The sequence below is a fragment of the Arthrobacter sp. 9E16 genome (assembly GCF_002929435.1).
Lineage (GTDB): Bacteria > Actinomycetota > Actinomycetes > Actinomycetales > Micrococcaceae > Arthrobacter_B > Arthrobacter_B sunyaminii.
This window is the reverse complement of sequence record NZ_PJIU01000001.1, coordinates 771761-798423: the sequence shown is the minus strand read 5'-3', so window position 1 is coordinate 798423 and position 26663 is coordinate 771761. Positions and strand designations below refer to the sequence as shown.

The 26663-nt window shown below is 65.2% G+C and carries 25 protein-coding genes and 2 pseudogenes; 12 read left to right on the top strand and 15 right to left on the bottom strand.

The window, feature by feature from the left end:
* Window positions 1-54 precede the first annotated feature (54 nt).
* The 3 genes from CXR00_RS03725 to CXR00_RS03715 are packed head-to-tail and all read left to right on the top strand — an operon-like array spanning window position 55 to window position 3045.
* Window positions 55-684, top strand: a complete 630-nt coding sequence (locus tag CXR00_RS03725) for an ECF transporter S component (protein WP_104053149.1) — start codon at window positions 55-57, stop codon at window positions 682-684.
* A complete protein-coding gene (locus CXR00_RS03720; RefSeq protein WP_104053148.1) occupies window positions 671-2230 on the top strand; it encodes an ABC transporter ATP-binding protein in 1560 nt (519 codons plus the stop codon). The genes CXR00_RS03725 and CXR00_RS03720 overlap by 14 nt, the downstream gene beginning before the upstream one ends.
* A 14-nt stretch (window positions 2231-2244) precedes the next feature.
* On the top strand, window positions 2245-3045 hold the full coding sequence (locus tag CXR00_RS03715) for an energy-coupling factor transporter transmembrane protein EcfT (protein ID WP_104053712.1): 801 nt from the start codon (window positions 2245-2247) through the stop codon (window positions 3043-3045).
* Between the two features lie 34 nt (window positions 3046-3079).
* Here the strand turns inward: CXR00_RS03715 and CXR00_RS03710 are convergent, their stop codons facing one another.
* Window positions 3080-3955 (bottom strand): aminodeoxychorismate lyase, encoded by an 876-nt coding sequence (locus tag CXR00_RS03710; RefSeq protein ID WP_104053147.1) that lies wholly within the window; start codon window positions 3953-3955, stop codon window positions 3080-3082.
* A 70-nt stretch (window positions 3956-4025) separates the two neighbouring features.
* Here CXR00_RS03710 and cls point away from each other — a divergent pair, with 70 nt between their 5' ends.
* Complete coding sequence (gene cls / locus CXR00_RS03705) at window positions 4026-5501, top strand: cardiolipin synthase (RefSeq protein WP_104053146.1); 1476 nt, start codon at window positions 4026-4028, stop codon at window positions 5499-5501.
* Here cls and CXR00_RS03700 read toward each other — a convergent pair whose 3' ends face one another.
* From CXR00_RS03700 to CXR00_RS03690, 3 genes are all read right to left on the bottom strand, one after another.
* Entirely contained in the window at window positions 5502-7589 is a 2088-nt protein-coding gene (locus tag CXR00_RS03700; RefSeq protein WP_258060260.1) for a chorismate-binding protein, read from the bottom strand.
* 95 nt (window positions 7590-7684) lie between these two features.
* Window positions 7685-8203 (bottom strand): low molecular weight protein-tyrosine-phosphatase, encoded by a 519-nt coding sequence (locus CXR00_RS03695; protein WP_104053144.1) that lies wholly within the window; start codon window positions 8201-8203, stop codon window positions 7685-7687.
* Between the two features lie 56 nt (window positions 8204-8259).
* Window positions 8260-9063, bottom strand: a complete 804-nt coding sequence (locus tag CXR00_RS03690) for a methyltransferase domain-containing protein (protein WP_104053143.1) — start codon at window positions 9061-9063, stop codon at window positions 8260-8262.
* 118 nt (window positions 9064-9181) lie between these two features.
* Between CXR00_RS03690 and CXR00_RS03685 the strand changes: the two genes are divergently transcribed.
* The 5 genes and pseudogenes from CXR00_RS03685 to CXR00_RS18490 all read left to right on the top strand — a co-directional run.
* On the top strand, window positions 9182-9751 hold the full coding sequence (locus tag CXR00_RS03685) for a DUF3995 domain-containing protein (protein ID WP_258060259.1): 570 nt from the start codon (window positions 9182-9184) through the stop codon (window positions 9749-9751).
* 126 nt (window positions 9752-9877) lie between these two features.
* A complete protein-coding gene (gene dnaK / locus CXR00_RS03680) occupies window positions 9878-11749 on the top strand; it encodes a molecular chaperone DnaK (RefSeq protein ID WP_104053141.1) in 1872 nt (623 codons plus the stop codon).
* Between the two features lie 2 nt (window positions 11750-11751).
* Complete coding sequence (locus CXR00_RS03675) at window positions 11752-12363, top strand: nucleotide exchange factor GrpE (protein WP_104053140.1); 612 nt, start codon at window positions 11752-11754, stop codon at window positions 12361-12363.
* Window positions 12364-12482: 119 nt separating this feature from the next.
* Window positions 12483-13478: a DnaJ C-terminal domain-containing protein gene (locus CXR00_RS03670; protein WP_104053139.1), complete on the top strand. Its 996-nt coding sequence runs from the start codon at window positions 12483-12485 to the stop codon at window positions 13476-13478.
* 84 nt (window positions 13479-13562) lie between these two features.
* Window positions 13563-13946 (top strand): annotated as a pseudogene (locus CXR00_RS18490) (helix-turn-helix transcriptional regulator); the annotation flags it as partial.
* Window positions 13947-14094: 148 nt separating this feature from the next.
* On the opposite strand, the gene CXR00_RS03660 reads toward CXR00_RS18490, so the two are convergent.
* From CXR00_RS03660 to trmB, 7 genes are all read right to left on the bottom strand, one after another.
* Window positions 14095-14868, bottom strand: a complete 774-nt coding sequence (locus CXR00_RS03660; protein WP_104053137.1) for an ABC transporter — start codon at window positions 14866-14868, stop codon at window positions 14095-14097.
* Complete coding sequence (locus CXR00_RS03655) at window positions 14865-15836, bottom strand: ABC transporter ATP-binding protein (RefSeq protein WP_104053136.1); 972 nt, start codon at window positions 15834-15836, stop codon at window positions 14865-14867. Before CXR00_RS03655 ends, CXR00_RS03660 begins: the two co-directional genes overlap by 4 nt.
* Complete coding sequence (locus CXR00_RS03650) at window positions 15833-16144, bottom strand: transcriptional regulator (protein ID WP_104053135.1); 312 nt, start codon at window positions 16142-16144, stop codon at window positions 15833-15835. The genes CXR00_RS03655 and CXR00_RS03650 overlap by 4 nt, the downstream gene beginning before the upstream one ends.
* On the bottom strand, window positions 16137-16577 hold the full coding sequence (locus CXR00_RS03645; RefSeq protein WP_104053134.1) for a hypothetical protein: 441 nt from the start codon (window positions 16575-16577) through the stop codon (window positions 16137-16139). The genes CXR00_RS03650 and CXR00_RS03645 overlap by 8 nt, the downstream gene beginning before the upstream one ends.
* Window positions 16578-16903: 326 nt before the next feature.
* Window positions 16904-17578 carry a bifunctional 2-polyprenyl-6-hydroxyphenol methylase/3-demethylubiquinol 3-O-methyltransferase UbiG gene (locus tag CXR00_RS03640; RefSeq protein WP_104053133.1) on the bottom strand — a complete coding sequence of 225 codons (675 nt, stop codon included), beginning with the start codon at window positions 17576-17578 and terminating at the stop codon, window positions 16904-16906.
* A gap of 96 nt (window positions 17579-17674) precedes the next feature.
* Window positions 17675-18676, bottom strand: coding sequence for an NYN domain-containing protein (locus tag CXR00_RS03635; protein WP_104053132.1), 1002 nt, complete (start codon window positions 18674-18676; stop codon window positions 17675-17677).
* Window positions 18677-18681: 5 nt separating this feature from the next.
* Complete coding sequence (gene trmB / locus CXR00_RS03630; protein WP_104053131.1) at window positions 18682-19563, bottom strand: tRNA (guanosine(46)-N7)-methyltransferase TrmB; 882 nt, start codon at window positions 19561-19563, stop codon at window positions 18682-18684.
* Between the two features lie 321 nt (window positions 19564-19884).
* Here trmB and CXR00_RS03625 point away from each other — a divergent pair, with 321 nt between their 5' ends.
* The gene (locus tag CXR00_RS03625) at window positions 19885-21510 is read left to right on the top strand and encodes a DEAD/DEAH box helicase (protein ID WP_104053130.1); all 1626 of its coding nucleotides are present in this window, start codon (window positions 19885-19887) and stop codon (window positions 21508-21510) included.
* A gap of 79 nt (window positions 21511-21589) precedes the next feature.
* Here the strand turns inward: CXR00_RS03625 and CXR00_RS03620 are convergent, their stop codons facing one another.
* Both CXR00_RS03620 and CXR00_RS03615 read right to left on the bottom strand, forming a co-directional pair.
* Window positions 21590-22153, bottom strand: coding sequence for a HutD family protein (locus tag CXR00_RS03620; RefSeq protein ID WP_104053129.1), 564 nt, complete (start codon window positions 22151-22153; stop codon window positions 21590-21592).
* A 20-nt stretch (window positions 22154-22173) separates the two neighbouring features.
* Window positions 22174-22659 (bottom strand): pyridoxamine 5'-phosphate oxidase family protein, encoded by a 486-nt coding sequence (locus CXR00_RS03615; RefSeq protein ID WP_104053128.1) that lies wholly within the window; start codon window positions 22657-22659, stop codon window positions 22174-22176.
* 88 nt (window positions 22660-22747) lie between these two features.
* On the opposite strand from CXR00_RS03615, the pseudogene CXR00_RS03610 reads away from it, so the two are divergent.
* Window positions 22748-23119 (top strand): annotated as a pseudogene (locus tag CXR00_RS03610) (YccF domain-containing protein); the annotation flags it as partial.
* Window positions 23120-23235: 116 nt separating this feature from the next.
* On the opposite strand, the gene CXR00_RS03605 reads toward CXR00_RS03610, so the two are convergent.
* Both CXR00_RS03605 and CXR00_RS03600 read right to left on the bottom strand, forming a co-directional pair.
* Window positions 23236-25209 (bottom strand): penicillin-binding transpeptidase domain-containing protein, encoded by a 1974-nt coding sequence (locus tag CXR00_RS03605; protein WP_104053127.1) that lies wholly within the window; start codon window positions 25207-25209, stop codon window positions 23236-23238.
* Window positions 25210-25238: 29 nt separating this feature from the next.
* Window positions 25239-25565 (bottom strand): BCCT family transporter, encoded by a 327-nt coding sequence (locus CXR00_RS03600; RefSeq protein WP_258060258.1) that lies wholly within the window; start codon window positions 25563-25565, stop codon window positions 25239-25241.
* A gap of 389 nt (window positions 25566-25954) precedes the next feature.
* Here CXR00_RS03600 and CXR00_RS03595 point away from each other — a divergent pair, with 389 nt between their 5' ends.
* The gene (locus tag CXR00_RS03595) at window positions 25955-26563 is read left to right on the top strand and encodes an SRPBCC domain-containing protein (RefSeq protein WP_181032214.1); all 609 of its coding nucleotides are present in this window, start codon (window positions 25955-25957) and stop codon (window positions 26561-26563) included.
* The last annotated feature ends 100 nt before the right edge of the window (window positions 26564-26663 follow it).

The window sequence follows — 26663 nt, the reverse complement described above, 5'->3', positions numbered from 1 at the left end:
CGGCAGTCCGCCGTGAACAGTCCCTCCCCTCCTGTACCTCAGGAGGTTTTTTTCATGCAGCAGAACAATTCCCCGGCGCAACGCTCCGGCCGGCAGGATTCACCGTGGCGGCGCCCCTGGCGGGTCGTCGACATCGTGGTGGCATCCGTGCTCGCAGTAGCCGTAGGCGTCATCTTTTGGGTCTGGTCGCTGGCCTACAGCGGCGTGGAGGTTATGTTTCTTGCCTTTCCGCCGCTGGGCGGCCTCTACACCGGCGGCTGGCTCATCGCAGGCGTCCTGGGCGCCCTGATCATCCGCAAACCCGGAGCTGCCATCTACTGTGAGGTCCTCGCCTCGGCCGTGTCCGGCGTGCTGGGAACGCAGTTCGGCCTCTCGGTGCTGCTGTCCGGATTCATCCAGGGGCTGGGAGCCGAACTGGTCTTCCTGGCCTTCCTTTACGTCCGGTACACCCTTCCCGTTGCAGTGCTGGCCGGACTGGTGTCCGGAGTGTTCCTTGGGGTTAGCGAAAACATCCTCTACCGGCCCGAATGGGCCCTGCAGTGGCAGGCTCTGTACACCCTGTTCGCCGCCGTCTCCGGTGCCGTCCTTGCCGGGGTGCTGTCCTGGCTTGCCGCCCGGGCGCTGGCCCGGACCGGAGTCCTGGCATCGTTCGCCTCGGGACGGGCAGCAGATGCGCGTTCCTGACGTTTCCCCTGGGGCGTCCCCGGTATCTTCCCCCGTGTCTTCCCCCGTGGCCGTGCGGGCGCGGGACTACTCGTGGCGGCACGCCGGCCGCAGCACCCCCGCACTCTCCTCCCTGACGCTGGACATCGAAGCAGGGGAGAAGGTCCTGCTGCTGGGTGCTTCCGGGGCCGGGAAATCCACACTGCTGCACGCCCTCGCAGGTGTCCTGGGCGAAGGCACCGGACCCGACGCTGCGGGGGAGGAACACGGCAGCCTCACCCTGGACGGGGTGCATCCGCTGCAGGCCCGCGGCCGGGCGGGCCTGGTACTGCAGGATCCCGACTCACAGCTGGTGCTCTCCCGCGTGGGGGATGAGGTTGCCTTCGGTGCGGAGAACCTCCGGATACCCCCGCAGGAGATTTGGGAGCGGGTGCGCACCAGCCTGGCCGATGTTGGCCTGCGGGTGCCGCTGCACCATTCGACGTCCGCCCTGTCCGGAGGGCAGAAACAGCGTTTGGCCCTGGCCGGCGTGCTGGCCATGCAGCCGGGCCTGCTGCTGCTGGATGAACCCACCGCCAATCTGGATCCGCACGGCGTGCGGGAGGTCCGTGCCGCCGTCGAACGCGTGCTGGAGCGAACGGGCGCCACGCTCATTGTGGTGGAACACCGTGTTGCCGTCTGGGCGGACGTGGTGGACCGGGTGGTGGTCCTGGCGGCCGACGGCGGAATCCTGACTGACGGACCGCCGTCGCAGGTTTTGGCGGAGCCGGGGAACCGTGCCCGCCTCGCCGCTGCCGGCGTCTGGCTTCCGGGGGCCCGGCCTGCGGTTCCTGACTCTCCGGCGCAGGACGCCGGAGCTGAGTTGCTTGTTGCCGGTGGGCTGGCCGCCGGGCGCGGGAAACGGAAACCGGCAGTCGTCAGCGGGGTGGACCTGACGCTGCGGGCCGGAACCTCACTCGGCATTACCGGCCCAAACGGCGCCGGAAAAACAACCCTTGCCCTGACGCTGGGGGGACTGCTTCCACCCGTGGCCGGCGCACTGCATGCCTCACCCGCGCTTGCCGGTTCCGCCGGAACTGATCCCGGCCGCTGGAAATCAACCGAACTGGTGACCCGGATCGGCACGGTTTTCCAGGAACCGGAACATCAGTTCCTGACCGGCACCGTCCGCGGGGAACTGGCCTTTGGCCCCCGGCGTGCAGGACGGCTGACAGAAACGGAGATTACCGACCTGGTGGAACGGCTGGCGGACCGGCTGAGGCTCACCTCCCTGCTGGACGCCAACCCGTTCACCCTCTCCGGGGGAGAGAAGCGCCGGCTTTCGGTTGCCACGATGATCGCCACGGAACCGGACATCCTGCTGCTGGACGAACCTACCTTTGGCCAGGACGCCAACACCTGGGCTGAGCTTGTGACCCTGCTCCGCAGCTTGCTGGCCGAAGGGCGCTCGGTGGTGGCCGTGACCCACGACGCCGAGTTCCTGCAGGCGCTGGGAGGAGATGTCCTGCACGTGGAGGACGGCGCGGCCACGGCACGCAAGGCTGTCCGGAATGCGGTGTGGAAGTGAGCGGCACGGAAATGATGACGGACCTGCGGAATCCGACCCGGCGTCCGGCGGGGACACTGTTGGAGCGGGCAAATCCGCTGTCAAAACTTGCAGCTGCCGCGGCCGTAACGCTCGCGGTGCTGGTGAGTGTGGACTGGATCAGCGCAGGCATTGTCCTGGCCGGTGAGCTACTCCTGCTGCCGCTGCTGAGGATCCGGCCCCTGGTTCTGCTCAAACGCATCTGGCCGCTGGTGATTGCCGCTCTGGTTGGCGCCTGGGGCACGGCGCTGCTGGCGGAAAAGACCGGCACCGTCCTCGTGGATGCCGGGCCGGTCCTGTTCACTTCGGATTCGGTGGCCGCCGGCATCGCCATCGGACTGCGCGGTTTGGCGATAGCCCTGCCGGGGATTTACCTGCTGGCCTCGACAGACCCCACGGATCTGGCGGACGCCCTCGCGCAGAAGATGAGGCTTCCGCACCGGTTTGTGCTCGGGGCGCTGGCCGCCATGCGTCTGGTGGGGTTGCTGGTTTCCGAATGGCAAAGCCTGGGCATGGCCCGGCATGCCCGGGGAGTGGGCGCGGATTCCGGCCCGTTGACCCGTATTCGTTCCTTCCTGGGGCAGGCGGTTGCCCTGCTGGTGCAGGCGGTGCGCCGGGCCACCCGGCTGGCCGCAGCCATGGAAGCCCGCGGTTTTGGCAGCGGGGGGAGGACGTGGGCCCGCACCTCGGTGTTCACGGTGCTGGATGCCTGGGTTGCCCTCTACGGGGTGCTGCTGGCCGGTGCGGCGCTGACCGCCGCCGTTGCCGCCGGAACGTTCAACTTCATCCTGACCTGACCCGGACTGAGCAGCCCGGATTGAGCAGCCCGGATTACAAGGCCCCGCGCAGCAGTGCGGTCAATTCTTCGGTCAGCTCGGGGGATGACGGGATCGGGGTGCCGTCGATGGAGGTCACCGGGGCGAGGAGCCGGATGCTGGAAACCAGCCACACGGCGTCGGCTTCCATCAGGTGGGCCGGCTCCAGGGGTCCGTAGCCGCGTGCCCATCCTGCGGCTTCAGCCGCGTCGAACAGAGCGCGCTGAGTGGTGCCGGGAAGGATGCCGCTCTCAAGCTCGGGCGTCAGCAGCGTTTTGACGCCGTCTTCTTCGACCGCAAGGATGACGCTCGACGTCGGACCCTCCAGGACCTTTCCATCGGAGGACGTAAAGATGACGTCGTCGGCGCCCTGAGCTTTCGCGTAGCGCAGCGCCGCCATGTTGACGGCGTAAGACAGAGTCTTGGCGCCCAGCAGCAGCCAGGGCGCCCGGTCGGCCACGGTGCTGTCATAACCCCGGTCCAGCAGCAGGACAGCCAGGCCCTCGGCGGTGCGTTCCCTGACCTCGGCGGGTACGGGGGAAGCCGCAACCCACGCGCTGGGGGAGCCGGCGCCCTCGACTCCGCGGGTCAGCAGCAGCTTCACCACCGCCTCTGTGGGTCCTGCCTGAATCAGCAGCTCGGAAAGGGCCGTGGAAACGGCACGTTCCCAGCTCTCCCGTTCCGGAAAAACAAGGTCAAGAGCCTGCGCCGAAGACGCCATCCGGTCCAGATGGGCGTCCATTTTACGGGCAGTGCCGTCAACGGCGAGCATCGATTCAAACACGCCGTCGCCGCGGGTGGCCCCCAGATCGGCGGCCATCAGCTGCGGGACGGCGGCATCCGCGAGACGGCCTTCGGGAAACTTCGGATCCAGGAACACCAGAACAGTCATGACCCCAGCCTAGTTTGTTCATCCGGCAGACTAGGCTATTGGGGAACCGGTCAGCTGATAGGAGCCTCGTGTGTGGGTTGCATTAACGGGCACGGCGCTCCCAGTATGGATCGCCACGGCACTAACCGTGCTGGATTACGCGATCCGCATCATCGCCTTGGGCGTAGTGCCGGGGAACCGGCGGCCCACCACCGCCATGGCTTGGCTGCTGTGCATCTTCTTCCTCCCGGTGCCGGGAATCATCCTGTTCCTGCTCTTCGGCAATTTCCGGCTCTCCGAACACCGGGTCAAGCGCCAAGCTGAGGTCAACCGGGCGGTCCGTGAGAACACCCGCGAACTGGAGGCCGAGGGCAGCCGGTATTCCGGGCCGGAATGGGTGGTCTCGGCCACCGAGCTGAACCGCCGGCTGGGATCCTTCCCGAGCCTGGACGGCAACAAAGTGGAGCTGCAGCGGGACTACAGCGAGTCCATCCGCGAAATGACCGAAGTGGTCCGCACCGCCCAAAAATACGTGCACGTCGAGTTCTACATCATGAGTTACGACAGCGTCACCCGGGAATTCTTCGCCGCGTTGAAGGACGCCGCCGCGCGCGGAGTCCGGGTGCGCCTGCTGTTCGACCACATCGGCACACTGCGGGTGAAGGGCTATCGGAAACTGCTGAAGGAACTTCGCAGCACTGACATTCAGTGGCGGCGGATGCTGCCCCTGCTCCCGGCCCGCGGTTTGTGGCGGCGGCCGGACCTGCGCAACCACCGCAAGATCCTAGTGGTGGACGGCAAAGTGGCGTACACGGGATCGCAGAACCTGGTGGAACCCTCCTACCGCAAGCCTCATAACCAGAAGATGGGCCGGAAGTGGGTGGAGCTGATGGCGCGGCTGGAAGGGCCGGTGGTTGATGAAATAAACGTTGTTTTCGCCACCGACTGGAACGCGGAGACGGATGAGAACCTCGAGCGCGAGCTGAGCCTCTATGAATGGGACAGCCATCCCGGCGACGTGACGTGCCAGGTGGTGCCCAGCGGCCCCGGGTTCACCACGGAAAACAACCTGCGCCTGTTCACCTCCCTGATCTACTCGGCCTCGGACCGGATTTCCATCACCAGCCCCTACTTCGTGCCCGATGATTCCCTGCTGTACGCCATCACCACGGCTGCCCAGCGCGGCGTTCAGGTGGAGCTGTTCGTTTCCGAGCGGGGCGACCAGTTCCTCGTGGACCATGCCCAGCGTTCCTACTATGAAGCGCTGCTGCGTGCAGGCATCCGGATCTACCTGTATCCCAAACCGCTGGTGCTGCACGCAAAGCACTTCACCATCGACAACGAGGTGGCCGTCCTGGGGTCCTCGAACATGGACATGCGGTCCTTTTCCCTGAACCTGGAAGTGTCGGTCATGATGTTCGACGGGAACATCGTGACCGACATGCGTCGGATTGAAGACACCTACCGGTCCATGTCCCGGGAGCTGCTGCTCTCAGAGTGGGTGGGGCGCCCCGTCTGGCAGCGTTACATCGACAACGTATGCCGGCTGACTGCCACCCTGCAGTAGCTACTCCGGGAACTTGGCGCCCAGCGCACTGAGTACCCCGAAGGCCTTTGCCTGGACTTCTTCCCACTCCGCCTCCGGATCCGAGTCCGCCGTGACCGCTCCGCCAACCCCCAGGAACAGGGAACGGTCCCGGATTTCCAGGGTACGGATCACCACGGACAGATCCGCGGCACCGGTCAGGGAAAACCAGCCGACGACGCCGGAATAGGCTCCGCGCGGGGCACCCTCCAGCCGGTCCAGGATAGCCATGGTGCTGATCTTGGGAGCCCCGGTCATGGACCCGGGCGGGAAGGCAACGGCAAGGGCCTCGGCCCGGGACGCCCCGGCAAGCAGCACCGCGTCCACTGTGCTGACGAGCTGGTGGACCGTGGCGTAGGTTTCCACCGCGCAGAGGCGGGGCACGGTGACCGAGCCCGGGACGGCGAACCGGGACAGGTCATTGCGCAGCAGGTCCACGATCATGATGTTCTCCGCGCGGTCCTTCACCGAGGAGGCCAGGTCTGCTTCCAGTTCCCGGTCCTCCGCGGCCGTAACTCCGCGCGGGCGGGTTCCCTTGATCGGCTCGGCCCGCATCCGTCCGGCGGCGTCGAAGGACAGGAAGCGTTCCGGAGAGGTTCCGGCCAGGCTGTACCCCCCGAAGCGCAGCAGCGAGGCGAAGGGTGCAGGGCTGCGCCGCCGGAGTCTGCGGTACAGCCCCAGGACGTCTGCCGGGCCCGGCGGCTCGGCCAGGTGCCCGGTAAGTGAGGTGGTCAGGCACACCTCGTAGGAGTTGCCGTTGCTGATTTCTGTCTGCGCGGAACGGACCTTGGCCAGATAGGAATCCCTGCTGTCCCGCACAGTAAACTGCGGGACGGGCAGGGAAGAACCGGTGGGCGGAAGATCCGGCATGGTTCCCGGAGGGACAGCGGCAGCAGTTTCGACGGCCCGCCGCACCAGCGCAGCCCAGCTGTCCGCGCTGCTTTCACCGCCGTCCGGGCTGTTGCCGGAAAGGGTCAGCACGTAGACGCACCTCAGCTCGTGGTCCAGCACCACGGCCCGCCCGGCATAAATGAGGGCGGCGTCCGCGACGGATTCCGGGTTTGTGCCCGGAGCCGCCGGAGTGTTGCTGCCGCCTGTTTCCCGTTTCAATTCGTAGCCCAGGAACCCGAGCCAGCCCAGGGCAAAACCACAGGGGTAGTCGGCCGGGGCCTGTCCCCGGGGCCGCCCCCAGACCGAGTCCAGCCAGGGGAAGAACGCTCCCGGCCGACGGGCGCTCACTGGTCCGGACACGATGGTGGTCACTCCGCCGCCGGTTTCGCGCCGGTGCTCGGCGTAGCGTCCCAGCGGGCCGCCGTCGTCGGCCATGATGCTGAAGCGGCTTCGGGCCAAAACGTGCGCGGCACCGGATTGACCCGGGCCAACCGGCACCTCCGGGTCCGGCACGACTGAGTCCGGGGCGCTGGAACTGTCCAGCCAGACGGCGCGGGAAGAACTGCCGTACAGCGCGGCGTACAGCAGCTCAGGGTGCACCCAGGTGTCCAGCCGCTGAACCCGGACAGTTCCGGCGTCCGCGCCGGCCCCCGGCCAGCCGGGCGTTAGCGGAAGTGCGAGTTCCCCCAGGGCCTGCAGCACGTATTGGACGGTGGCCGCGGGATCCGGTGCGCCGGCGTTCCGGTCCACGCCGAGGTCAACAGTGATGTCCGCGCAGGACGACGCCGGATCCTCCGCCGCCCAGGCCTGCTCCTGTGCGGCCCACCGGTCCCAATGCGGTGCGTAGGTGTCGCCGTCGCGCGCCAGTGCCTGTTTCCGCCGAAGTTCCGGCGGTGCACTAACCCACACGGCAGCATGGAGCAGGCTGCGCACGGCAGCGCTGGAGGAGCCCACGCCCTCGAAGATGATGATGTCAGCAGGCTCGGTGCGGCGCGCGTCGGCGTACCGGCCCAGGCTCCAGTCCCAGGCCTGCCAAACGGCGGCGCGGCCGGCGGACAGCGGTTCGGCGACGTGCCGGTGGAAGTACCCGATTCCCTCCGCCAATCCGTCCCATCCCGGATAGATGTCTTCCAAGTGGAAGAGGGACACGGTGTGGTGGGCGCGAAGTGCCGCTGCCAACTCTGTTGCGAGGGCGGTTTTGCCGGCACCGGAGAAGCCGTCAACGGCGATGAGGACAGGCAGCGTGCCGGCGCGGGGAAAGACCCGGGGCGGTTTCAGTGCGATCCGCCGGCGGATGCGAGGGCGTCCCGCACATACTGCACCACGCCCGGCACTGAAGCCTGGATCAGGGCGTATGAGGAGTCAAAGTCGCTCATGTTGCCGTACCAGGGATCTTCAATACCCTGTTCTTCGACCGGAAGCTTTGCCGATGACGGATCAAAGCTGCGAATCAGGCGAACCTTGTCCCGGTCCTGAAGAGTTGCTGCCCGATCACGGAGTTCGGTGTAGTGCCCGTAATCCATGGCCAGCACGAGGTCACGGTCGGCGAACCAATCCAGTTTGAACTCCTGTGCCCGGAATACCCGGGTCTCCCCGGCACCGAAACCCTGGTTTTGGAGTTCCTTCGCGGCACGGGGGTCCATGGGGCGCCCGGCTTCCCAGGCGGTCACCCCGGCGGAATCCACACGGACGTCATTTCCGAGTCCCGCCTCGTCAAAAGCACGGGTCAGGCAGAACTGGGCCATGGGGGAGCGGCAAATGTTGCCGGTGCAGACCGTGATGATTCTGTACATTCATCCAGCCTACCCACCGAAGAAGATGGCGGGCGAAGAGGACCGGCACTGAACAGCTAGGCCCAGGCGATGATCTCCCCGGACGGAATCAGGAACCATCCGTCCGGACTTTGTGACCAGCGCCGCCAGCCGCCTGCCATCCGGGCCAGACCGGCTTGGTCAGTCAGCTCGCGGTCCAGCGCCTGGGCGGCGAATGCGGAATGCAGCACCCGCTGGGCCCAGCCGTCACCGAACCACGCGCGGCGTTCAGGAGTGGCGTAAAGCCAGTTGGACGCCGAGGGTACAAATTCCGTAAAGCCTGCCTCCAGGATCCACGAAACGAGGCGTCGGCCGGCATCGGGCTGTGCCGCGTTGCCGCGGGCAATCCGCTGGTAGGTGTCCATCCATTCAGAGAGTTCGGGAAGCTCCGGGTACCAGCTCATGCCGTGGAAATCGGCGTCCCGGACCGCCACGATCCCGCCGGGCCGGGTGACGCGCCGCATCTCCCGCAGGGCCGCCACCGGATCTGCGAGGTGCTGAAGCACTTGGTGGGCGTGGACGACGTCGAACGCGGCGTCCGGAAAGTCCAGGTCATACACGTTCCCCGCGGCAAACTCCGCGTTGTCCAAGCCCCGGGCGGCGGCGAGCTTCCGGGCCTGGGCCACCACGTCCTCGGACTGGTCCAGTCCGGTGACGGGCCCGGGGTCTACGAGGTTCGCGAGGTCAGCCGTGATGCTGCCCGGGCCGCAGCCTACATCCAGCAGTGTCATTCCCGGTTCAAGGTAGGGGAGCAGATACGCCGCTGAATCGGCGGCCGTACGCACGGCGTGGGCGCCAACCACGCTGGCGTGGTGGCCGTGCGAATACTGTTCGGAAGCCATAGGAGGAGGATACGCGCAGGCGTGCCCGTATCTGGGCGAGTCTGCGGCCTGTGTCGTCCGGGCTGCGTCGCCGTTGCCGGGTATGGAGCCCTTGTCCCGGGTCGAAGAGTTCGGGACGATGGCATCTGGACCCGCCTCCAACGGCCGGGCGTTGCCTGGCGAGATGCCTCGGAAGGCAAAGATGGAATCGTCGAGGGAGAAGGCCGCCCGAATCTGCGTGTGGACGGCGTGCGCCGCAGGATTGGTGCATGCCTCGTTTAGCGGTTACTGGGCCCTTGGCGGGCAGTGGCTGCTGGACACGGTGGGCAGGGACGCATTGCAGATCTCCTCGGATTCACGGCTGCTGACCGGACTCGGACTGGGGCTGGTGGCCCTTGCCAAGGCCTGCGGCGCCGTCATCCCGGTGGCAGTTGCCTACGGCCGGATCGGTTGGACAGGACTATGGCGCGGGCTGAGCTGGGCAGGGGCTCTGCTGCTGATCCTGTATGGCGGCATAAACACAGCAGTCAGCAATGCGGTACTGGCCGGATGGGTGGTGCCGGCAGGCGGATACAACCTTCCCGCCCTGGCCGGCCACGCCTGGCTGTGGGATCCGCTGTTCCTGCTTTGGGGACTTTGCCTCTGTGGGTACCTTCTTTTGTCCCGGAGCCGGAACGTCAAGACCGGGGCACCGGATGGAAGAACTTGAGTCGATCAGACTCAACTTTATTGACAAAGATCGGAGCGTGAGTAAAGTTGAGTGCAGAACGCTCAAGACGCGTTGCGGAGGCTCAGGCCCCTCGACGGCGTCGTTTTCCACGGAAAGAGGAAGCAAATGTCACGTGCAGTAGGTATTGACCTTGGAACCACCAACTCGGTTGTCTCCGTCCTTGAAGGTGGCGAGCCCACCGTTATCGCCAATGCAGAGGGTGGCCGCACCACGCCGTCCGTAGTTGCTTTCGCCAAGTCCGGAGAGGTCCTCGTAGGCGAGATCGCCAAGCGCCAGGCCGTCAACAACATTGACCGCACCATCTCCTCCGTCAAGCGCCACATGGGCACCGACTGGAGCGTGGACGTTGACGGCAAGAAGTACACCGCCCAGGAAATCTCCGCCCGCATCCTCCAGAAGCTGAAGTCCGACGCCGAGTCGTACCTGGGTGAGAAGGTCACGGACGCCGTGATCACCGTTCCTGCGTACTTCAACGACGCCGAGCGCCAGGCCACCAAGGAAGCCGGCGAGATTGCCGGCCTGAACGTGCTGCGCATCGTCAACGAGCCCACCGCGGCCGCTCTGGCCTACGGCCTGGACAAGGGCAAGGAAGATGAGCTCATCCTGGTCTTCGACCTCGGCGGCGGAACGTTCGACGTTTCCCTGCTGGAAGTTGGCAAGGATGAAGATGACTTCTCCACCATCCAGGTGCGCGCCACCGCCGGTGACAACCGACTCGGCGGCGATGACTGGGACCAGCGCATCGTTGACTACCTGCTGAGCCAGGCCAAGGCCAAGGGTGCTGACCTGTCCAAGGACAAGATTGCCCTCCAGCGTCTGAAGGAAGCTGCGGAGCAGGCCAAGAAGGAACTCTCCTCGGCCACCTCCACCAACATCTCCCTGCAGTACCTCTCAGTGACGCCCGAGGGACCGGTCCACCTGGACGAGCACCTCTCCCGTGCCAAGTTCCAGGACCTGACCAAGGATCTGCTGGACCGCACCAAGAAGCCGTTCAAGGACGTCATCTCCGAAGCCGGCATCAAGGTTTCCGACATTGACCACATCATCCTCGTCGGCGGTTCCACCCGCATGCCGGCCGTCACCGACCTCGTGAAGGAACTGGCCGGCGGCCAGGAGCCGAACAAGGGCGTGAACCCGGATGAGGTTGTGGCCGTAGGTGCCGCACTGCAGGCCGGTGTCCTGAAGGGTGAGCGCAAGGACGTTCTGCTGATCGACGTCACCCCGCTGTCCCTGGGCATTGAAACCAAGGGCGGTGTGATGACCAAGCTGATCGAGCGCAACACGGCCATCCCCACCAAGCGCAGCGAGACCTTCACCACGGCGGATGACAACCAGCCGTCCGTGGCCATCCAGGTCTTCCAGGGTGAGCGCGAGTTCACCCGCGACAACAAGCCGCTGGGTACGTTCGAGCTGACCGGTATCGCTCCGGCTCCGCGCGGCGTCCCGCAGGTTGAGGTCACCTTCGACATCGATGCCAACGGCATTGTGCACGTGTCCGCCAAGGACAAGGGCACCGGCGCGGAGCAGTCCATGACCATCACGGGTGGTTCTTCCCTCTCCAAGGAAGACATCGACCGGATGGTCCGCGAAGCCGAAGAGCACGCAGCGGAGGACAAGAAGCGCCGCGAGGCAGCCGACGTCCGCAACTCCGCCGAGCAGCTGGCCTACTCCGTGGACAAGCTCCTCACGGACAACGATGACAAGCTGCCCGAAGACGTCAAGACCGAGGTCAAGGGCGACGTTGACGCACTGAAGAAGGCTCTCGAAGGCACCGAGAACGACGACGAAGTGAAGTCGGCGTTCGAGAAGCTGCAGACCTCGCAGACCAAGCTGGGCGAAGCCATCTACGCTCAGGCACAGTCTGAAGGTGCCGCAGGCGGCGCCGGCGCCGGTGATGCAGGTGCAGCCGGCGGATCCTCCGCAGGTGACGAAGACATCGTTGACGCAGAGGTTGTCGACGACGAAGACAAGAAGTAATCATGACTGAAGCAAACAACGAGAAGCACAACGGCGACGAGCAGGATCCCGCCGGCACATCGCCGGCGGAGTCCGAAGCTGCGGCCTCCGGTGAGGCTCCCGCTGCAGACAACGGTGCCGAAGGCGATGCTCTGGCTCAGGCCGAGCAGATCCTCAACAGCGCCGATGTTCCCCCGGAACCCTCTGCCGCGGGATCACCGGAAGCTGCGGAACTGCGCAACGACCTGCTGCGGTTGCAGGCGGAATACGTCAACTACCGCAAGCGGGTAGAGCGGGACCGCGACGTCGCCCGGGAAATGGCCGTCATTGGAGTGCTGAACTCCCTGATGCCCGTCCTGGATGACATCGACGCCGCACGCCAGCACGGCGACTTGGCGGAGGGGCCTTTTGCCTCCATCGCCAACAAGCTGGAAAATTCGCTGAAGACGTACGGCCTGGGACGGATTGACGAGGTGGGGGTCGAATTTGACCCCAACATCCATGAAGCCCTGATCCAGCAGCAAAGCCCGGACGTCCAGTTCGATACAGTGACGCAGATTCTGCGGGCCGGTTACAAGTCCAATGACCGGGTCCTGCGGGCGGCACAGGTTATCGTCTCCGTTCCGGAGCAGTAGGCAGGGGTGCCCGGGGCCGTCTCACGGCGGCCCTGGGCACCTTTTTTCCAGCAGTGCACGTCCGGTCCGCAACCCGCGGGGTGTGGGCAGGAGCAGTAAATTGAGGAAGGGGACGCCAATTGGCTAGTCAGGATTGGGTCGATAAGGATTTTTATAAGATTCTGGGTGTCCCCAAGGACGCGTCGGAAGCCGATATCAAGAAGGCCTATCGGAAGCTGGCGCGCAAGTACCATCCGGACCAGAACCAGGATGATCCGTCAGCCGAGCGGATGTTCAAGGATCTCTCCGAAGCGTATTCGGTTCTCTCCGACCCCGAGGAACGCCAGCAGTATGACGCGATCCGTGCCATGGGCAGCGGAGCACGCTTCTCGGCGGGCGGTCCCGGCGGCGCAGGTCCCGCGGGAGGCGCAGGCTTCGAGGATCTCTTTGGCGGGCTCTTTGGCCAGGGTGCACGTCCCGGCGGTAGCCGCCGCACCAGCTACAGCACCGGCGGCAGTAACATTCCCCCGGAATTCGCCGACCTGTTTGGCGGCGGAGGGTTTGGCGGCGGGTTCGGCTCAGCGCAGCCGCAGAAGGGTGCGGACCGCACGGCGAGCACCACTATCTCCTTCGCAGGCTCCATCAACGGCACCGTCATTGGGTTGCGCGAGCCAAGCGGCGAAGTGGTGGAAGTCCGTGTTCCCGCCGGGGTCAAGGACGGCCAGAAGATCCGCGTCCGCGGCAAGGGCCAGCCGGGTGCCGCCGGAAACGGCGATCTGATGGTCACCGTGAACGTCACCCCTCACGACTTCTTTGTCCGCGACGGAAACAATATCCGCATCCATGTGCCGGTCAGCTTCCCCGAAGCTGCATTGGGTGCCACGATCGAAGTTCCCACGCTGACTGCTGAGAAAGTGAAGCTCAAGGTGCCTGCCGGCACCCCCTCCGGGCGCACCCTCCGGGTCAAGGGCCGGGGCGTTCAAACGTCCAAGGGCAACGGGGACCTGTTGGTAACCATCGACGTCGCCGTCCCTTCGCATCTCAACAAGGAAGCCAAGGCCGCAGTGGAGGCCTTCGCCGAGGCTACAAAGGGCGAGGATCCGCGCGCCGGCCTGGCCTCCAAGGCCAGGTTGTAGCCGCAAAACACGGTTCGGTTTCCGGTGCTCCGGAAACGGAACCGGGCTATGGTTACTAACGTCAACAGCTGTCAAGGAGGAACAATGGGCATAGACGTGAACGCGCCCATCTTTGTGATCTCCGTTGCTGCGGAGTTGGCGGATATGCATCCGCAAACCCTGCGGCAGTATGACCGGCTGGGCATTGTTTGCCCGAGCCGCGCTCCCGGAAGGTCCCGGCGGTATTCACAGCATGACATCGACATGCTTCGTGAGGTTCAGCGGCTTTCCCAGGAGGGCGTGTCCCTGGAGGGCATCAAGCGCATCATGCAGCTGGAAAACCAGGTGTCCGGGCTGCGCGCCCGCATCGATGAACTTTCCGCGGAGCTGGACTCCATCCAGCAGCGCACCCCGGACCGCAGCCGGGTGTTTGCTGCCGGACTGGCCGGCGACGTCGTGACCCTGACCCGTGGGCAGCGGCCGCCCGCTTCGCGGCCTTTCGCTACACAGCTCAGCCTCGCTTCGCTGGTGCAGCGCCGCGGCAAGCTGCGGGCCCTTCCGGCCGGGAAGCAGCAGGACGCCGTGGACTACGACGGCGGTTACGTTCAGTCTCTCTGACTGCTTTGTCCGGCCGCCCTCAGCGGAACCGCCGGCCCTGGTCGCGGCGGTTCGCCCACACCGCCAGTGTTCCCAGCACCAGCGTCCAGGCGACGAGGCAGGGGATGGCGGACGGACTTAGCGGCTGCCCGGCGAAGACGGTCACCGCCAGATCGCGGGCAGCCCGGGTAGGCAGGAACAGGGACAGCGCGTTGAGTCCCGGACTGAACAAGTCCGGAGGAAGCATCAGCCCCCCGCCGAAGGCCAGCGGAAAAAACACCACCTGCGTGACGGCGATGGCTACCTTGGAAGTGCAGAGGTAACCGATCAGCAGGCCCAGGAACAGGAACGGCAGGCCGCATACCAGCCATACCAGCATGGCCGCCGGCACCCGCCACCAGGACAGCGCCCCCGTTGTGAAGGCCTCCAGTGCCGAAGTGGTGAACATGCCCACGAGCATCACCGGGATCAGGGAAAAGAAGGCAAACAACATGGCGGTTAGTGCACGGGCCGCAGTGGGCGGTACGGCGCCGGCGGGCAGCGTCCGTACATAGCTGCTCCACGGATTGGCACGGTCCTCCGCGACGCCAATGCCGTAATTGAACAGGAATGAACTCATCACCCCAAAGAGCGCCAGCTGCGCGACGGCGATGAGCGAGGCCACGGGATTGGAAGTCACCGCCTGCTGCGGGAGGACGAAAAACACCAGTGCCAGCGTGGGGAACAGCGTCGACGAAATGACGGAAATCGGAATGCGCAGCTGCTCAAGAACCTGTGCCTTGGTGTGCGCGCGGACCAGCGTTGCGGTACTCATAGCTTCTCCTCCCGGGCTCTTGTCTCGGGGCCGGCAGATAGGTGGGTCAGAGACAGGAACGCCTCTTCGAGGCTGGCCGTGTGGACCTCGAGCCCGGAAAACGGAATGTTGTCGCGGACCAGGCGCCGGACGGTCGCATCCGAGTCCCGGCTCAGCACCGTCACGACGTTGTCCCCGCCAGCGGTGACTCCCGCGCTTTCGGGTAAGGACTCGAACAACGACGGCGGAAGGTGGGTACGGAAAAAGACTCTGCTGACGGAGACCCGGCTGCGGACCTGGTCCACGGTTCCGTCGGCAACAACCTCCCCGTTGTTCAGAACCGCCACCCGCCCCGAGAGGGCCTGAATCTCCTCCAAGTAGTGGCTGGTCACCAGCAGCGTGCCGCCGTCCCTGCGGTACTGGCCCAGACGCTCCCAGAGGTTTTCGCGCGCTTCAACATCCAGGCCGGTGGTCGGCTCGTCAAGGATGACCAGCCGGGGCCTTCCCACCAGCGCAAGTGCCACCAGCAGCCTCCGCTGCTGCCCGCCGGAGAGCCCGCCGCACTGTTTGTCTGCGATATGCGTGAGCCCGAAATCCCTGAGCAGCCGGGTTCTCGGCACCGGATGCTCGTAGTGGGCAGCAACAAAGTCCACAGTTTCCCGGACCCGCAGAGTGGGCGGCACGGACGTTGCCTGAGGCGTAGTCCCCAGTTGCCGCCGCGCGGCGGGCTCCCGGGGATTGCGGCCAAAGAGTTCCACCGTTCCTGCGTCCGGAGTGCGGATTCCGCACAGCAGATTCAGGAGGGTGGACTTTCCCGCTCCGTTGGGGCCGAGCAATCCCAGGGCTTCCCCTGCCCGGAGGTCCAGGCTGACGCCGCTGAGGGCGGGTTTGCCGGCGTAGCTTTTGGTGACGCCCCTGGCAGCCGCCAGCACGTCGGACGTGCCGGCGAGGCTGGCCGGCCGGATGGCTGAACTGGGATTGGAAGTCACGGTGCCTCCGATAGTTGCGGTGTGGCCAGCAGATCCTGAAGGGCTGTCCGGTACTGGGCGTAAGCCAACTTTCCCTCCGGACTGATCCCCAGATACGTGATGGGGGAACGGCCTTCTATGGTCTTGGTGACCACGATGTAGCCCGCATCTTCGAGCTTTCGCAGGTGGGTGGACAGGTTTCCTGCCGTCATGTCCAGCATTGCCCGCAGCTTGGTAAAAGCGATGCGGTTGCTCTCACCCACCTCGTTGAGCATGGTCAGCGCCCGTAGCCGTGCTTCGGCGTGGATCACCGGATCAAGCTCAGGCATGGTTCACCGCAGCGGGGCGACGGCGCCGTGTTGCGAGGTACTCGGTGACGGACCCCGCCAGGAGCCCTGCTGATCCCAGGTACAGGAACACAGCCAGGAAGTGGTTGGGGCCGGAGAGGAGGGCAGCGATGGTCACCACCAGCAGCCATAGTCCGAGGTAGCACTGACGCTGATCATTGAAGGTGGTGCCGCCCGTGACGTAAAGCAGGCCCACGATCAACACGGCAACGGAGTTGATCAGCATGCCCCGGACCCAGAAATCGTCCACTGCCCGGCCAATGAGGACACTGAGGATGCCCATGATGAGGAATCCCAGGGCCCAAGAGGCGCCGTACATGCCGGCTTGGAAAGAAGTGGGGCCTCGAAGTCCCCGGGCGCCGCGGACCGACAGGATGACCGTGGCGATGGTGGCTGCGGCCAGGCCAGCGCCCACAGCAGGTAGATCAGAGCGGCATTCCCGGTCAGTTGCCGCCGGACGGACCGTTCGGCGTCGTCGACAATGCGCAGGGCGGATGCGAGGTCAAGGGGCTGGTCGGGAACGGCAGCGTTTGGGACGGTGTTGCCTTCGAGGCCGCTGCCGCCCCGCAGGCCGACTGGTTTCTTTGCCATGGAGTGCTCCGCTCAAGTTGCGGGAAGCGAATGTTACCGGTTGCAAAGTAGTTTGCGCCGCAAACTGGTCTGCGGCAAGAGGTTCGCGAAAACAATTAAGACAGCAGACAACTAAGAGCGCAGACGGCCAATTAAGAACACAGACAGCGATCAGCGCAGGCGGCGCGCCCGTAGGACAACATCCTCGGTGTGGTGGGCACCTGCACCGGCGGAAACGTTCCGGGGCCGGATCTCGTCCACCTCAATCTGCCAGTTCTCGTCCAGCATGGCTGCCACATCGGCGAGTCCCACGTAGTCCCGGAGTGCGGCGCTGTGTGGCCCTGCGTCCCCGTCGGCGGGCAGCTGATGGTGCACCAGAAGGAGAACGCCCCCGGGGGCCACGGCACGAAGCAAAGCACGTTCGGCTGCGTTCGAGTCGGTGCGCAGCAACGCCGGATACTGGGCGGATACCAGGTCGAAGGAAGCGGGCGGGAGAGCGGCCTCCACCAAGCCGGAGTGCAGCCAGTGCACGGTCACGCCCCGCTGGTCGGCCTGCCGGGCTGCCCGGTCCAGCGCCACGTTGGAAACCTCCAGTGCCGTGACATCCCAACCCTGCTCCGCCAGCCACACCGCGTCAGCACCTTCACCGCAACCTACGTCCAGAACCCTTCCGGGCTTCAGCCCGCGGACTTCGCTCACCAGAGCGGCGTTGGGTTGCCCGCTCCACAGAGCGGGCCTTTCGGAGTAGCGCCGGTCCCAGAAGTCGCTGGTTTCCTCAGGTGTCTGCGGGGTGACGTTGCCGGACTCAACCGTCTCGGAGGCAGCGTGATGGTTTCCATGTTCCATTACTGAAGCATGCACCGGGAATACGCAGGCGGCAAAGTCCTTTTGCCGCCCTGGCAAACCGGACCGCCCACCCCTTGTGCCAGACGCCGCGCGAAACTAGCTTGCGGCGTTCCCGGCGTCCGGGCGCAGGCGGATGAGGCGCTGCGGGCCGCTTTCCTCCAGTTCCACCAAGTCGCTGTGGGATGCGAGGAAGTCGGTGAAGGACCGGTAACCGAGCGGCTTCTCGTTGAAGGAGGGGTCCATCCGGCGCATCTGGTTCTTGATGGTCCCGGAGTTGAGCCACTCGTCGGAGTCGCCCTTCGCGTGGCCGATCTGCAGGGCGCGGATGAGGAGTTCGGTGGCAATGGTCTGCGGGTCGATGTCCTCGTGTATTTCCGGCTCATCACTGAACTGGGTGTCCCCGGCATCGGAGAACATGGGGATCGTGGTGAGCTGGTGGACCTTGCCGGGGGCGGGATCCAGCTGGGCCTGCGCCGGTTCGGGCACCCGGTCCTTGTCGACGCGCTCCGGCGCTGCGGCCTTATTGATGCCCGGCAGCGAATCGTAGTCTTCGAATTCGTCACAGGCGGCGGCCAGCGAGGTGCTGGTGGATCCGGCAACGCCGATGCCCACGACGAACCGGCCCAGGCGCTTCGACTTCTGCGCGAGCGCAATGTAGTCCGAATCTCCGGCGACGATAATAACGTGGGTGAGGTCCGGCAGCCGGAAGAGATCTTCCACCACATCCACGGCAAGACGGATGTCCGCGCCGTTCTTGGTGCCGCGGGTGGTGGTGGTGAACAGCTGGGTGAGGTCCACGGCCCGGGACATCAGCTGGCGCTGGTAACTGGCATTGACGGGCACCGACCAGTCGGCGTACGCACGGTTGACCACCAGTGTGCCAAAGGACGCAGCGAAGTCGATGATGGCGTTGAAATCGACCGTGGCGGAGGTCAGTTTCGCTGCGATATCGGGGTCGGCGTCACGGCTGAACTTGTCGAAATTGCGGATGCCGTCGCGCTGGAAGGCATTGCGGCCGTGCAGCTGCTGATAGCGGGAAATGACGATGTTGTCGAAGTCGATGTAGAGGCCGACGCGGGCATCATTGGGTTCAGTCATGGGAATCAGGCCTTGCGGTAGGTCAGGTCGAAGATCAGGCGGCCGGCTTGGTGCGCCTTGTTCTCGAAGCTGGTCAGGGTGCGTCCCGCAAACCGCGGCGCCCACCCTCCCCGGGTGTCGACGTCGTCCACCGGAGCCTTCTTTTCCAGGCCTTCGCGGTTTACGCGCGTCAGCGGGCTGTCCTCGCCGGCCTGCTCGCCGTCGTGCAGGTTCACAAACCGGGCGGACGCGTCGAGGACTTCACGCATCTGCACGGCGTAGTCGGACCAGTCGGTGGCCAGGCGCCAGATACCGCCCGGCACCAGGACGCGGGCGACCAGCTCGGCAAATTCATCCTTGACCATGCGGCGCTTGTGATGGCGGGTCTTGTGCCAGGGATCGGGGAAGAACACCCAGACTTCATCCACGGAACCGGCGGGAAGCATAGTGGTCAGGACCTCGGGAGCATTGGCTTGGACCACGCGGACGTTGGTGAGCTCTTTTTGGCCGATGCGCTGCAGGGTCTGGGCCAGGCCGGGAAGGTAGACCTCCACGGCGAGGTAATCCTTGTCCGGATTCTGTTCAGCCGCATGAGTCACGGCTTCACCCAGGCCGGAACCGATTTCCACCACCAGGGGAGCGGTGCGTCCAAACTCGGCGGCGGCGTCGAACACGTAAGCGGGATCCACTGAGGTATCCGCTTCCGCACGCGGAACGTCAATGACAAACCGGTCCGACAGTTCATCCCAGGCCTGCTGGCGGCGGCCCTGGAGGCGGGAACCGCGCCGGACAAAGGACACCGGCGAGCGGAAGTGCCGGGGGTCTGAAGTCTCGTCCGGCGTGCTTGCGTCCGCCGGACGTTCAGCGTTCAGGGATCCGGTGTCGGGCAGGGCTGGTTCAGTAGTCATTACTGTTAATGTTATCGGCTGCGCCGCGGCGTGTTTGCAGGCATGAAACTGTCCACAAATGCCTCTCCCCGGACAGTTCCAGGACCCTCCGTGCGGGCGGCGATTAGGAAACTGGGCACAAACCGGTAAACTGGACGAAGTTGTTGTGACTGCCGCGCCTAAAAGCCGCGTGTGTAAGCAGCGCAACCTGCGTCGATGAACGCTTTCTTTTGTCCCGCCGGTCACATAAGGCCGAGCCACTGGACACTGTCTGACTTTTCTTCGGCGAACCCCGGTGCCATACGGCTTTGGGGCCACTTACCGAAAGTTGCTTGTCTTTTAATGACTACTTTTGCTGCCCTTGGTGTACCCAAGGCTCTGGTTTCCTCCCTCTCCGCTTCAGGAATTGACGAAGCATTCCCGATTCAGGTTGAAACCCTTCCCGATACCCTCAAGGGCCGCGACGTGCTCGGCCGGGGCCGCACCGGCTCCGGTAAGACCCTCGCTTTCTCACTTCCGCTGGTCACCCGGCTGGCTGAGGCTGAAGCGGCCTACCGCCGCAAGCCGAACCGCCCGCTGGGCCTGGTCCTGGCACCCACCCGCGAACTGGCCACGCAGATCAACAACGTGATTGAGCCGCTCGCCAAGGAACTGGGCCTAACCACCACCGTTATTTACGGCGGCGTTTCCCAGCAGCGCCAGGAAAAGGCACTCAAGGCTGGCGTTGACATTGTCATTGCCTGCCCCGGCCGGCTTGAAGACCTCATGAAGCAGAAGGTCATCAGCCTGGAATCCATTGAAATCACTGTGCTCGATGAAGCCGACCACATGGCTGATCTCGGATTCCTGCCGGTAGTCCAGCGGCTGCTGGACCGCACCCCCGAAAAGGGGCAGCGGATGCTGTTCTCCGCCACGCTGGACAACGGCGTGGACAAGCTCGTCCGCCGTTACCTGTCCAACCCGCTGACCCACTCGGTGGACGAGCCGCAGGCAGCGGTGTCCACCATGGAGCACCACGTGCTGCTGGTTCAGGACCAGACGGCCAAGAAGCTGCTCGTCAAGGAACTGGCTTCCGGCTCGGGCCGCCGCATCATGTTCATGCGCACCAAGCATCACGCCCGGAAGATGGCCAAGTTCCTGACGGACAGCGGAATTCCCACCGTTGACCTGCACGGCAACCTGTCCCAGAATGCCCGCGACCGGAACCTGGCGGAATTCTCCTCCGGTGACGTGCGCGTGCTGGTTGCCACCGACGTCGCAGCCCGCGGCGTGCACGTGGATGACGTGGAACTGGTAGTCCACATTGATCCCCCCACGGAGCACAAGGCGTACCTGCACCGTTCAGGCCGTACGGCACGCGCCGGTTCGTCCGGAACCGTTGTCACGCTGACGCTGCCGGAACAGAAGAGTGAAGTGTCCAAGCTGATGAAGGCTGCGGGCGTTGACGTCTCCATCGAAAAGGTTTCGCACAATTCTCCGTCCATCGCCAAGCTGATCGGTGACCGAGCCGCTGTTGTGGAGCCGCATGTGCGCGCCGCCCAACTGGCATCGAAGTCTCCGCAGCAGGGCGGCGGCCGGTCCACCGGCGCCAATGCCCAGCGCAAGCGCGCCGCCCGTTCCACCACCGCACCCCGTGCCGGCGGCCGGGGCGGATCCGGCGGACGCGGACGTGTCTCGGCTGAACGCAGTGAACGCAGCGAGCGTGACCGCAACGATTTCACTCCCGATGCTCCCCGTGCCCAGCGGTCGCAGGACGGACGCCGCGGCGCTGCTGCTGCGTCCACCGCGCAGGGCCGCAACCGCCGTCCGGCCACCGGCCAGCGCGCCGGTGATGTTGCTCCGGCAGGCGCAGGCCGTTCGGCTTCCGGATCGCGTGCGCAGGCACCCTCCGGTGCCGGCCGTCCCGCACGAGGCGGCGGCCCCCGCCGCGCCACGGCTCCGGCGTCGAATGAGCGCCGTTCCCGCTAGGGTTCAGCACTAAAGCGCAAAAGGCGCCTGTTCCCTTTGGGGGCAGGCGCCTTTTCTGTGTTCGCTGGTGCGTTCCGGGTTAGTCCAAATCGTAGAAGGACACGACGGCGGCGAATCCGCGTCCCAGCACTGACGGGCGTTCATCGGCACCGACCACGGTGTCCAGCGGCTCAATTGCTGTTGCTGTACCACCGTCCGCGGTAACCGTGGCGCTGCCGTGCAGCAGGACCAGGAACTGGCCGGATCCAAGCGTCTGCGGATTCTTCTTGGACAATTCGGCCACCATCACCGCGGCGCCGGTGGTGGTGCGGTCCGCAAGCGTGTTGAGCACCGTGACAGGCCCGGTGGGCAGGGCAGCCTCCACTGCGGAGTCTCCGGAATAGCGGAACGGGCGGAACTTCTCCATCCCGTGTTCGGCGCCGTCCACGGTGAGGACCAGCAGTTCACCCTCCACCGGAACCGTAATCCGGTCCATTCCAGGAAAGGCCGTGAAGGCACCGGGCTTGTCGATGGAGGCAACGCTGAGGCGCCATCCTGTTCCTGATGCGATTTCCTTGACCCGGCCGTTGTTCTTTCCCCAGGGAACCGAGGGAAGTTCAGGGAACCGGATGATCGGGGAGGCAGCATTCACTGTGCTGGTCACGGTGTCCTTACTCGGCTCATTTACTCGACGGAAGGCTGCGGCTTGGCGTCGCGCAGGTAATGCCTGCGGGCTGCGCTGTTGATTTGGAAACTGCGGCCGCTGGTCTCCGCCGGCTCAATCCGCATGAAGTGGTTCTTCTCCCCGGCCTGCCAGGGGAACAGGGGAAGCTCCTCTGAGGCGAGGACCTCCTCGATGGACTCCAGCTGGGCTGCCGAGCCCTTCAGGACAACGCTCCAGGCGAAACCAAGCCGGTCATCGTAACCGTCAACCTCGAAAGTCACTGCAGCGCCTTCCAGGGCTGCCCGAAGCTTGGTGCCTTCGGCGGTCCGGAAGACAACGGATCCCCGGTCCACGACGAAGTTGATCGGGAAAATCTCGGGGTGCTCGTCGGCAATGACGGCCAGCCGGCCGATCGGAGCCTGGCGGATGTAATCCCAGCACTGGTTGGCGGTCAGTTCCACGGGCTTGTCAGCAGGTGTCCCGGCATCATCTTTGATTGGCAACATTCCTCCAGTCTAGTTGTACGGGCACCGACCACAATGAACGGGCGTCCGGGACATGGTGCTGCAGGCCACGGTGCACCACAATGAGACGATGAACCTCATCCTGAACCTCATCTGGCTCCTGTTCGGCGGCATCTGGCTGGCGCTGGGATATGTGCTGGCCGGTATCGTGTGCTGCCTGCTGATCGTGACCATCCCGTTCGGCATCGCGTCTTTCCGGATCGCGTCTTACGCCTTCTGGCCCTTTGGCCGCACCATAGTGGACCGCGGCGGCGCACCCGGGCTGCTGTCCACGGTGGGCAACGTCATTTGGCTGGTGGTGGCAGGGGTGTGGATCGCCGCCGGGCACATCATGACGGCCATACCGATGTTCATCAGCATCATCGGCATTCCGCTGGGCATTGCGAACCTGAAGATGGTGCCGATCTCGCTGATGCCGCTGGGGAAAGTCATTGTTCCCACCGGGCGTCCCGGCATCATGCCGTATGGCTCGGCTGAACCGTACGGTGTTTACGGGCCCGGCGGAGGCTACGGACCCGGAGGGCAGTACGGACCTCCCCGCGGCGGGCAGTACCGGGGCTAAGGCTGGCCGGCGGCACCGTCCAGGAAAGCCTTCATCAGCGGGCCGCCCGAGGTGGAGCCCAGTTCGCCTTCGGCCACAAACACCGCCACAGCCAGGTCACCCTGCACGGCCACCACCCAGGCATGCGTGCGCGGCGGGGTCTCGCTGCCGAATTCCGCCGTACCGGTCTTGGCCAGCACCGGTTCTCCCGGGACGTCCACCAGCATGTTGGCGCCTCCGTCGGTGACAACGCCGCGCATCATGTCGCGCAGCGAAGCAGCCTCTGCCGCTGTGAATGCTCCGGCGCCGCCGGCGCCTGTGGGCGCCGGGGAAGGGGACGGTGAAGCCGGTGCTGACGACGATCCTGACTCTGCGCCCGTTGTTTCTGCCTCGGGACCGGGGGTAACCAGCAGCGGAGTCACCCGTTCGCCCTTGCCCACGGATGCGGCGGCAACGGCCAGAGCCAGCGGAGAGACGAGGACTTCGCCTTGACCGATCATGGACGCTGCGTGTGCCGTTCCATCGGCTTCTTCCGGGACGGAACCGAAGAACGCGGGTACGCCCATGGAAGCGGAAACCCCGATGCCCAGATCCTGTGCGGCGGAGGCCAGCGCGTCCTGCGGCACCGTGTCCCGGGTATTGATGAAGGCGGTGTTGCAGGACTGCGCAAAAGCATCCCGCAGGGGAATCTCCCCGACAAAGGCCGCCGGATAGCTGCCCGCATTGTTGAATTTGCGGCCGTCAACGCTGAGTTCCGCCGGGCAGGAGAGCGAACTGTCGGGCGTGACTCCCTGCCGCAGCAGGGCCAGCGAGGTGGCAATCTTGAACGTTGAGCCGGGCGGATACTGGCCCAGAAGCGCAGTCTGCTGTCCCTCGCTGCCGGGCCCGTTGGCCACGGTGAGGACGTCTCCGGTTGAGGGCTGGATGGCGACAATGGCCGACGCCGACGGCTCGTCTTCCAGGATCCCCTCAGCGAGGGACTGCAGCCGGGGATCGAGGGTGGTTTGCAGAGCCGTGCCGTCCTCGGAATTGATGCTGAAGACGATGTTGTTGCCTGACGTGTTCTCAAGGGTGACCGCCACGCCGGGGGTGCCCTGCAGCTGCTCGTCATATTGCTGCTGCAGTCCGGAGAGTCCGGTCTGGTTGCCGGTGGAAAGACGGCCCTCGGATTCCTCGATCAGCTCTGCAGTGGCCTCGCCCACCGTGCCGAGCAGTGCGCGGGCAAAGGTCCTGGTGGGGGCAAGCACCCGCGAGTCGGGGATTGACAGCGCGCCCGGAATGCCGGCGAGGGCTTCCGGAGTTACGGGGCCGTCCGCCTCTTGGCGCTGCACGATGGCTTCGACAAAGGCCTCGGGGCCGGACGCCGCCACCTGGGCCGCGTAGCCTGCCGGATCCAAACCTGCGAGTTCGGCCAGCGCAGTGGCGGAGGCCGCCTGGCGGTCCTCCGGAATGTCCGGCTTGTTGATCCCGATCCGGAGCACGGGGCGGGAGCCCATCAGGGGCTGGCCGTTGCGGTCCAGAATGTCGGCGCGCAGTCCGGGAGATGTGGTGCGGACCAGCCGGTCGCCGTCGGCGAGGGACTCAAAGAGCACGGAGGGGGCCCACTGGACCTGCCAGGCGTCATCTTCGCCGCGTCGCAGCTGGGCGGTGCTTTCATAGGACCAGTCCGGAGCCGAGTCCATGTTCACATCCCAGGCGTAGGCCAGGCGGACGGCGGCGGCGTCGTCGTTCTCCGCGTCTTCATCGATCCCGGCCACGGTGACGGCGGGACGGACCGGGCCCATGCCGGCCAGCAGCGTCTCCAGTTCGGTGTTCACCTGGGCTGGCGTACCCGCGGTGAAGGAGGACGCCGACACATCAGCGTTGCTGAGGCCTTCCGCCAGCGCTGCGGCGGCATCATCGGGCGACGGCTTCTCGCTGGAGCAGGACATCAGCGTCAGCGTGAGAGCCGAAACAGCCAGGACGGTTGTGAGTGCGCGGTTTTTCCCCATCCGGTCAGGGTACCCGTGCCCGGGGGCGGTCAAAGACATAAGACACACGCCGAGGTGAAGAGTCCGAACTGCGGTTTGGAGTGGTCCGGACCCAACTTGGTCTTGCCCACCCGGGTCAGTGCCGTGACCAGCACAAAAACCACCACGAGGGTGACGACCAGGAAGTAGTACCAACCCATGTTCGTTGAAACCCAGCCGACCATGGACCCGATGACCGTCTCGGCGTTGTCAGTGGCAAGCATGGCCCACAGGGCAATGGCCAGGATTCCGGTAGCTGAACCGATGAAGACCGTCTTATTGACTCGGGTTCCCGGTCCAGCGGTCTCCGATATCTCCGGTTCCGCAAGTTTGCTCATGGGGGCAAATCCTTCGGGTTTCAATGGAGTTTTGGCATGCTCCGGCAGCCAACCATCCTGCACAGCCCGGCAGTGCAGCCTCCGGCATTTTCCTCGGAAAGGGCGTACGGCAGCTGGGCTTCGGTGCGGCAAGGGGGGACAATCCGAACCTGTCAAATGCCTGCTGCGGGCCTCCATTTCTATGGTTTTAGTCACAGGCGTACTGTCATTCAATGAAGCCGCGAACTCTGTGCAGCGTAGATTTTCCCTGCTACCGTCGTGGAAAACCGGCCCTCCGCGGCCCTGTCGCATACCCGCTTCAGCGATTCCTCCCAGTGGCACCCCGGGCGCCGCCGGCCGCTGGAAGAGCCGGAGTTCCCAGCCGGTTGTTCTACAGAGGAGTGGAAGCTATGCCTGAACCGTATGCCTCGGCTGCACCCACCGAACGCACTTTTGGCAAGCGGCAAATCCAAGCCGGCCACGCGCTCATGATGGTCGTCGGCAGGATCATTCCCTATCCCATTGGGGAAGTGTGGGCGGCCCTGACAGACCCCGATGCCCTGGAGAAATACGTGGGACGGCCCGAGGGAGATTTACGACGGGGAGGCAACTACGAGCTCCCCGACGGGACCAGGGGCGCTATCCTGCGGTGCGATCCACCCCGGTTGCTGACCGTCTCCTTTACCCGTCCGGGCGGCCAAACGGCCGAACTGGAAGTGCATTTGGCTGCAGAGGATTCATATACGCATGTGGAGCTGAAGTACGCCTCGGTACGCAGCGGCTTCTTCCTCATTAACTCGGATTCCGGGGAATGGGCAGCGGGCCCGGGATGGGAATTCTTCCTGGACCACCTCACCGGCCATCTCGGCGGGGAGGAATTCCAGGAAACTATGGGAGTGATTGGCTGGGCCTCGCTGGAGGGGGAGCAACTGCGGCTGTACGAGGCGCGAAACGCCCAGTGGGAGCGGGCCAAAGAGGACTGGGACCACGAGCACGAAGCCGTGCCCGGCCTCTCCTAGAACGGGCTCGCGCAGTCCGGAAACTGCGTTCGATATTTTTGGGTCCAAGTGCGCGCAAACCGTGCCTCATTGTCGTGCAAACGCCGTGGATAACCTATAC

Excerpts from the sequence above, each read along its gene's own strand:
- CXR00_RS03600 (WP_258060258.1), bottom strand. The coding sequence starts at position 25,565 with ATGAGCAAACTTGCGGAACCGGAGATATCGGAGACCGCTGGACCGGGA.
- CXR00_RS03605 (WP_104053127.1), bottom strand. The coding sequence starts at position 25,209 with ATGGGGAAAAACCGCGCACTCACAACCGTCCTGGCTGTTTCGGCTCTC.
- CXR00_RS03715 (WP_104053712.1), top strand. The coding sequence starts at position 2,245 with ATGACGGACCTGCGGAATCCGACCCGGCGTCCGGCGGGGACACTGTTG.
- CXR00_RS03635 (WP_104053132.1), bottom strand. The coding sequence starts at position 18,676 with ATGACTGAACCCAATGATGCCCGCGTCGGCCTCTACATCGACTTCGAC.
- CXR00_RS03615 (WP_104053128.1), bottom strand. The coding sequence starts at position 22,659 with ATGTTGCCAATCAAAGATGATGCCGGGACACCTGCTGACAAGCCCGTG.
- trmB (WP_104053131.1), bottom strand. The coding sequence starts at position 19,563 with ATGACTACTGAACCAGCCCTGCCCGACACCGGATCCCTGAACGCTGAA.
- CXR00_RS03625 (WP_104053130.1), top strand. The coding sequence starts at position 19,885 with ATGACTACTTTTGCTGCCCTTGGTGTACCCAAGGCTCTGGTTTCCTCC.
- CXR00_RS03640 (WP_104053133.1), bottom strand. The coding sequence starts at position 17,578 with ATGGAACATGGAAACCATCACGCTGCCTCCGAGACGGTTGAGTCCGGC.
- CXR00_RS03690 (WP_104053143.1), bottom strand. The coding sequence starts at position 9,063 with ATGGCTTCCGAACAGTATTCGCACGGCCACCACGCCAGCGTGGTTGGC.
- CXR00_RS03650 (WP_104053135.1), bottom strand. The coding sequence starts at position 16,144 with ATGCCTGAGCTTGATCCGGTGATCCACGCCGAAGCACGGCTACGGGCG.
- dnaK (WP_104053141.1), top strand. The coding sequence starts at position 9,878 with ATGTCACGTGCAGTAGGTATTGACCTTGGAACCACCAACTCGGTTGTC.
- CXR00_RS03725 (WP_104053149.1), top strand. The coding sequence starts at position 55 with ATGCAGCAGAACAATTCCCCGGCGCAACGCTCCGGCCGGCAGGATTCA.
- CXR00_RS03595 (WP_181032214.1), top strand. The coding sequence starts at position 25,955 with ATGCCTGAACCGTATGCCTCGGCTGCACCCACCGAACGCACTTTTGGC.
- CXR00_RS03675 (WP_104053140.1), top strand. The coding sequence starts at position 11,752 with ATGACTGAAGCAAACAACGAGAAGCACAACGGCGACGAGCAGGATCCC.
- CXR00_RS03720 (WP_104053148.1), top strand. The coding sequence starts at position 671 with ATGCGCGTTCCTGACGTTTCCCCTGGGGCGTCCCCGGTATCTTCCCCC.
- CXR00_RS03660 (WP_104053137.1), bottom strand. The coding sequence starts at position 14,868 with ATGAGTACCGCAACGCTGGTCCGCGCGCACACCAAGGCACAGGTTCTT.
- CXR00_RS03695 (WP_104053144.1), bottom strand. The coding sequence starts at position 8,203 with ATGTACAGAATCATCACGGTCTGCACCGGCAACATTTGCCGCTCCCCC.
- CXR00_RS03710 (WP_104053147.1), bottom strand. The coding sequence starts at position 3,955 with ATGACTGTTCTGGTGTTCCTGGATCCGAAGTTTCCCGAAGGCCGTCTC.
- CXR00_RS03685 (WP_258060259.1), top strand. The coding sequence starts at position 9,182 with ATGGCATCTGGACCCGCCTCCAACGGCCGGGCGTTGCCTGGCGAGATG.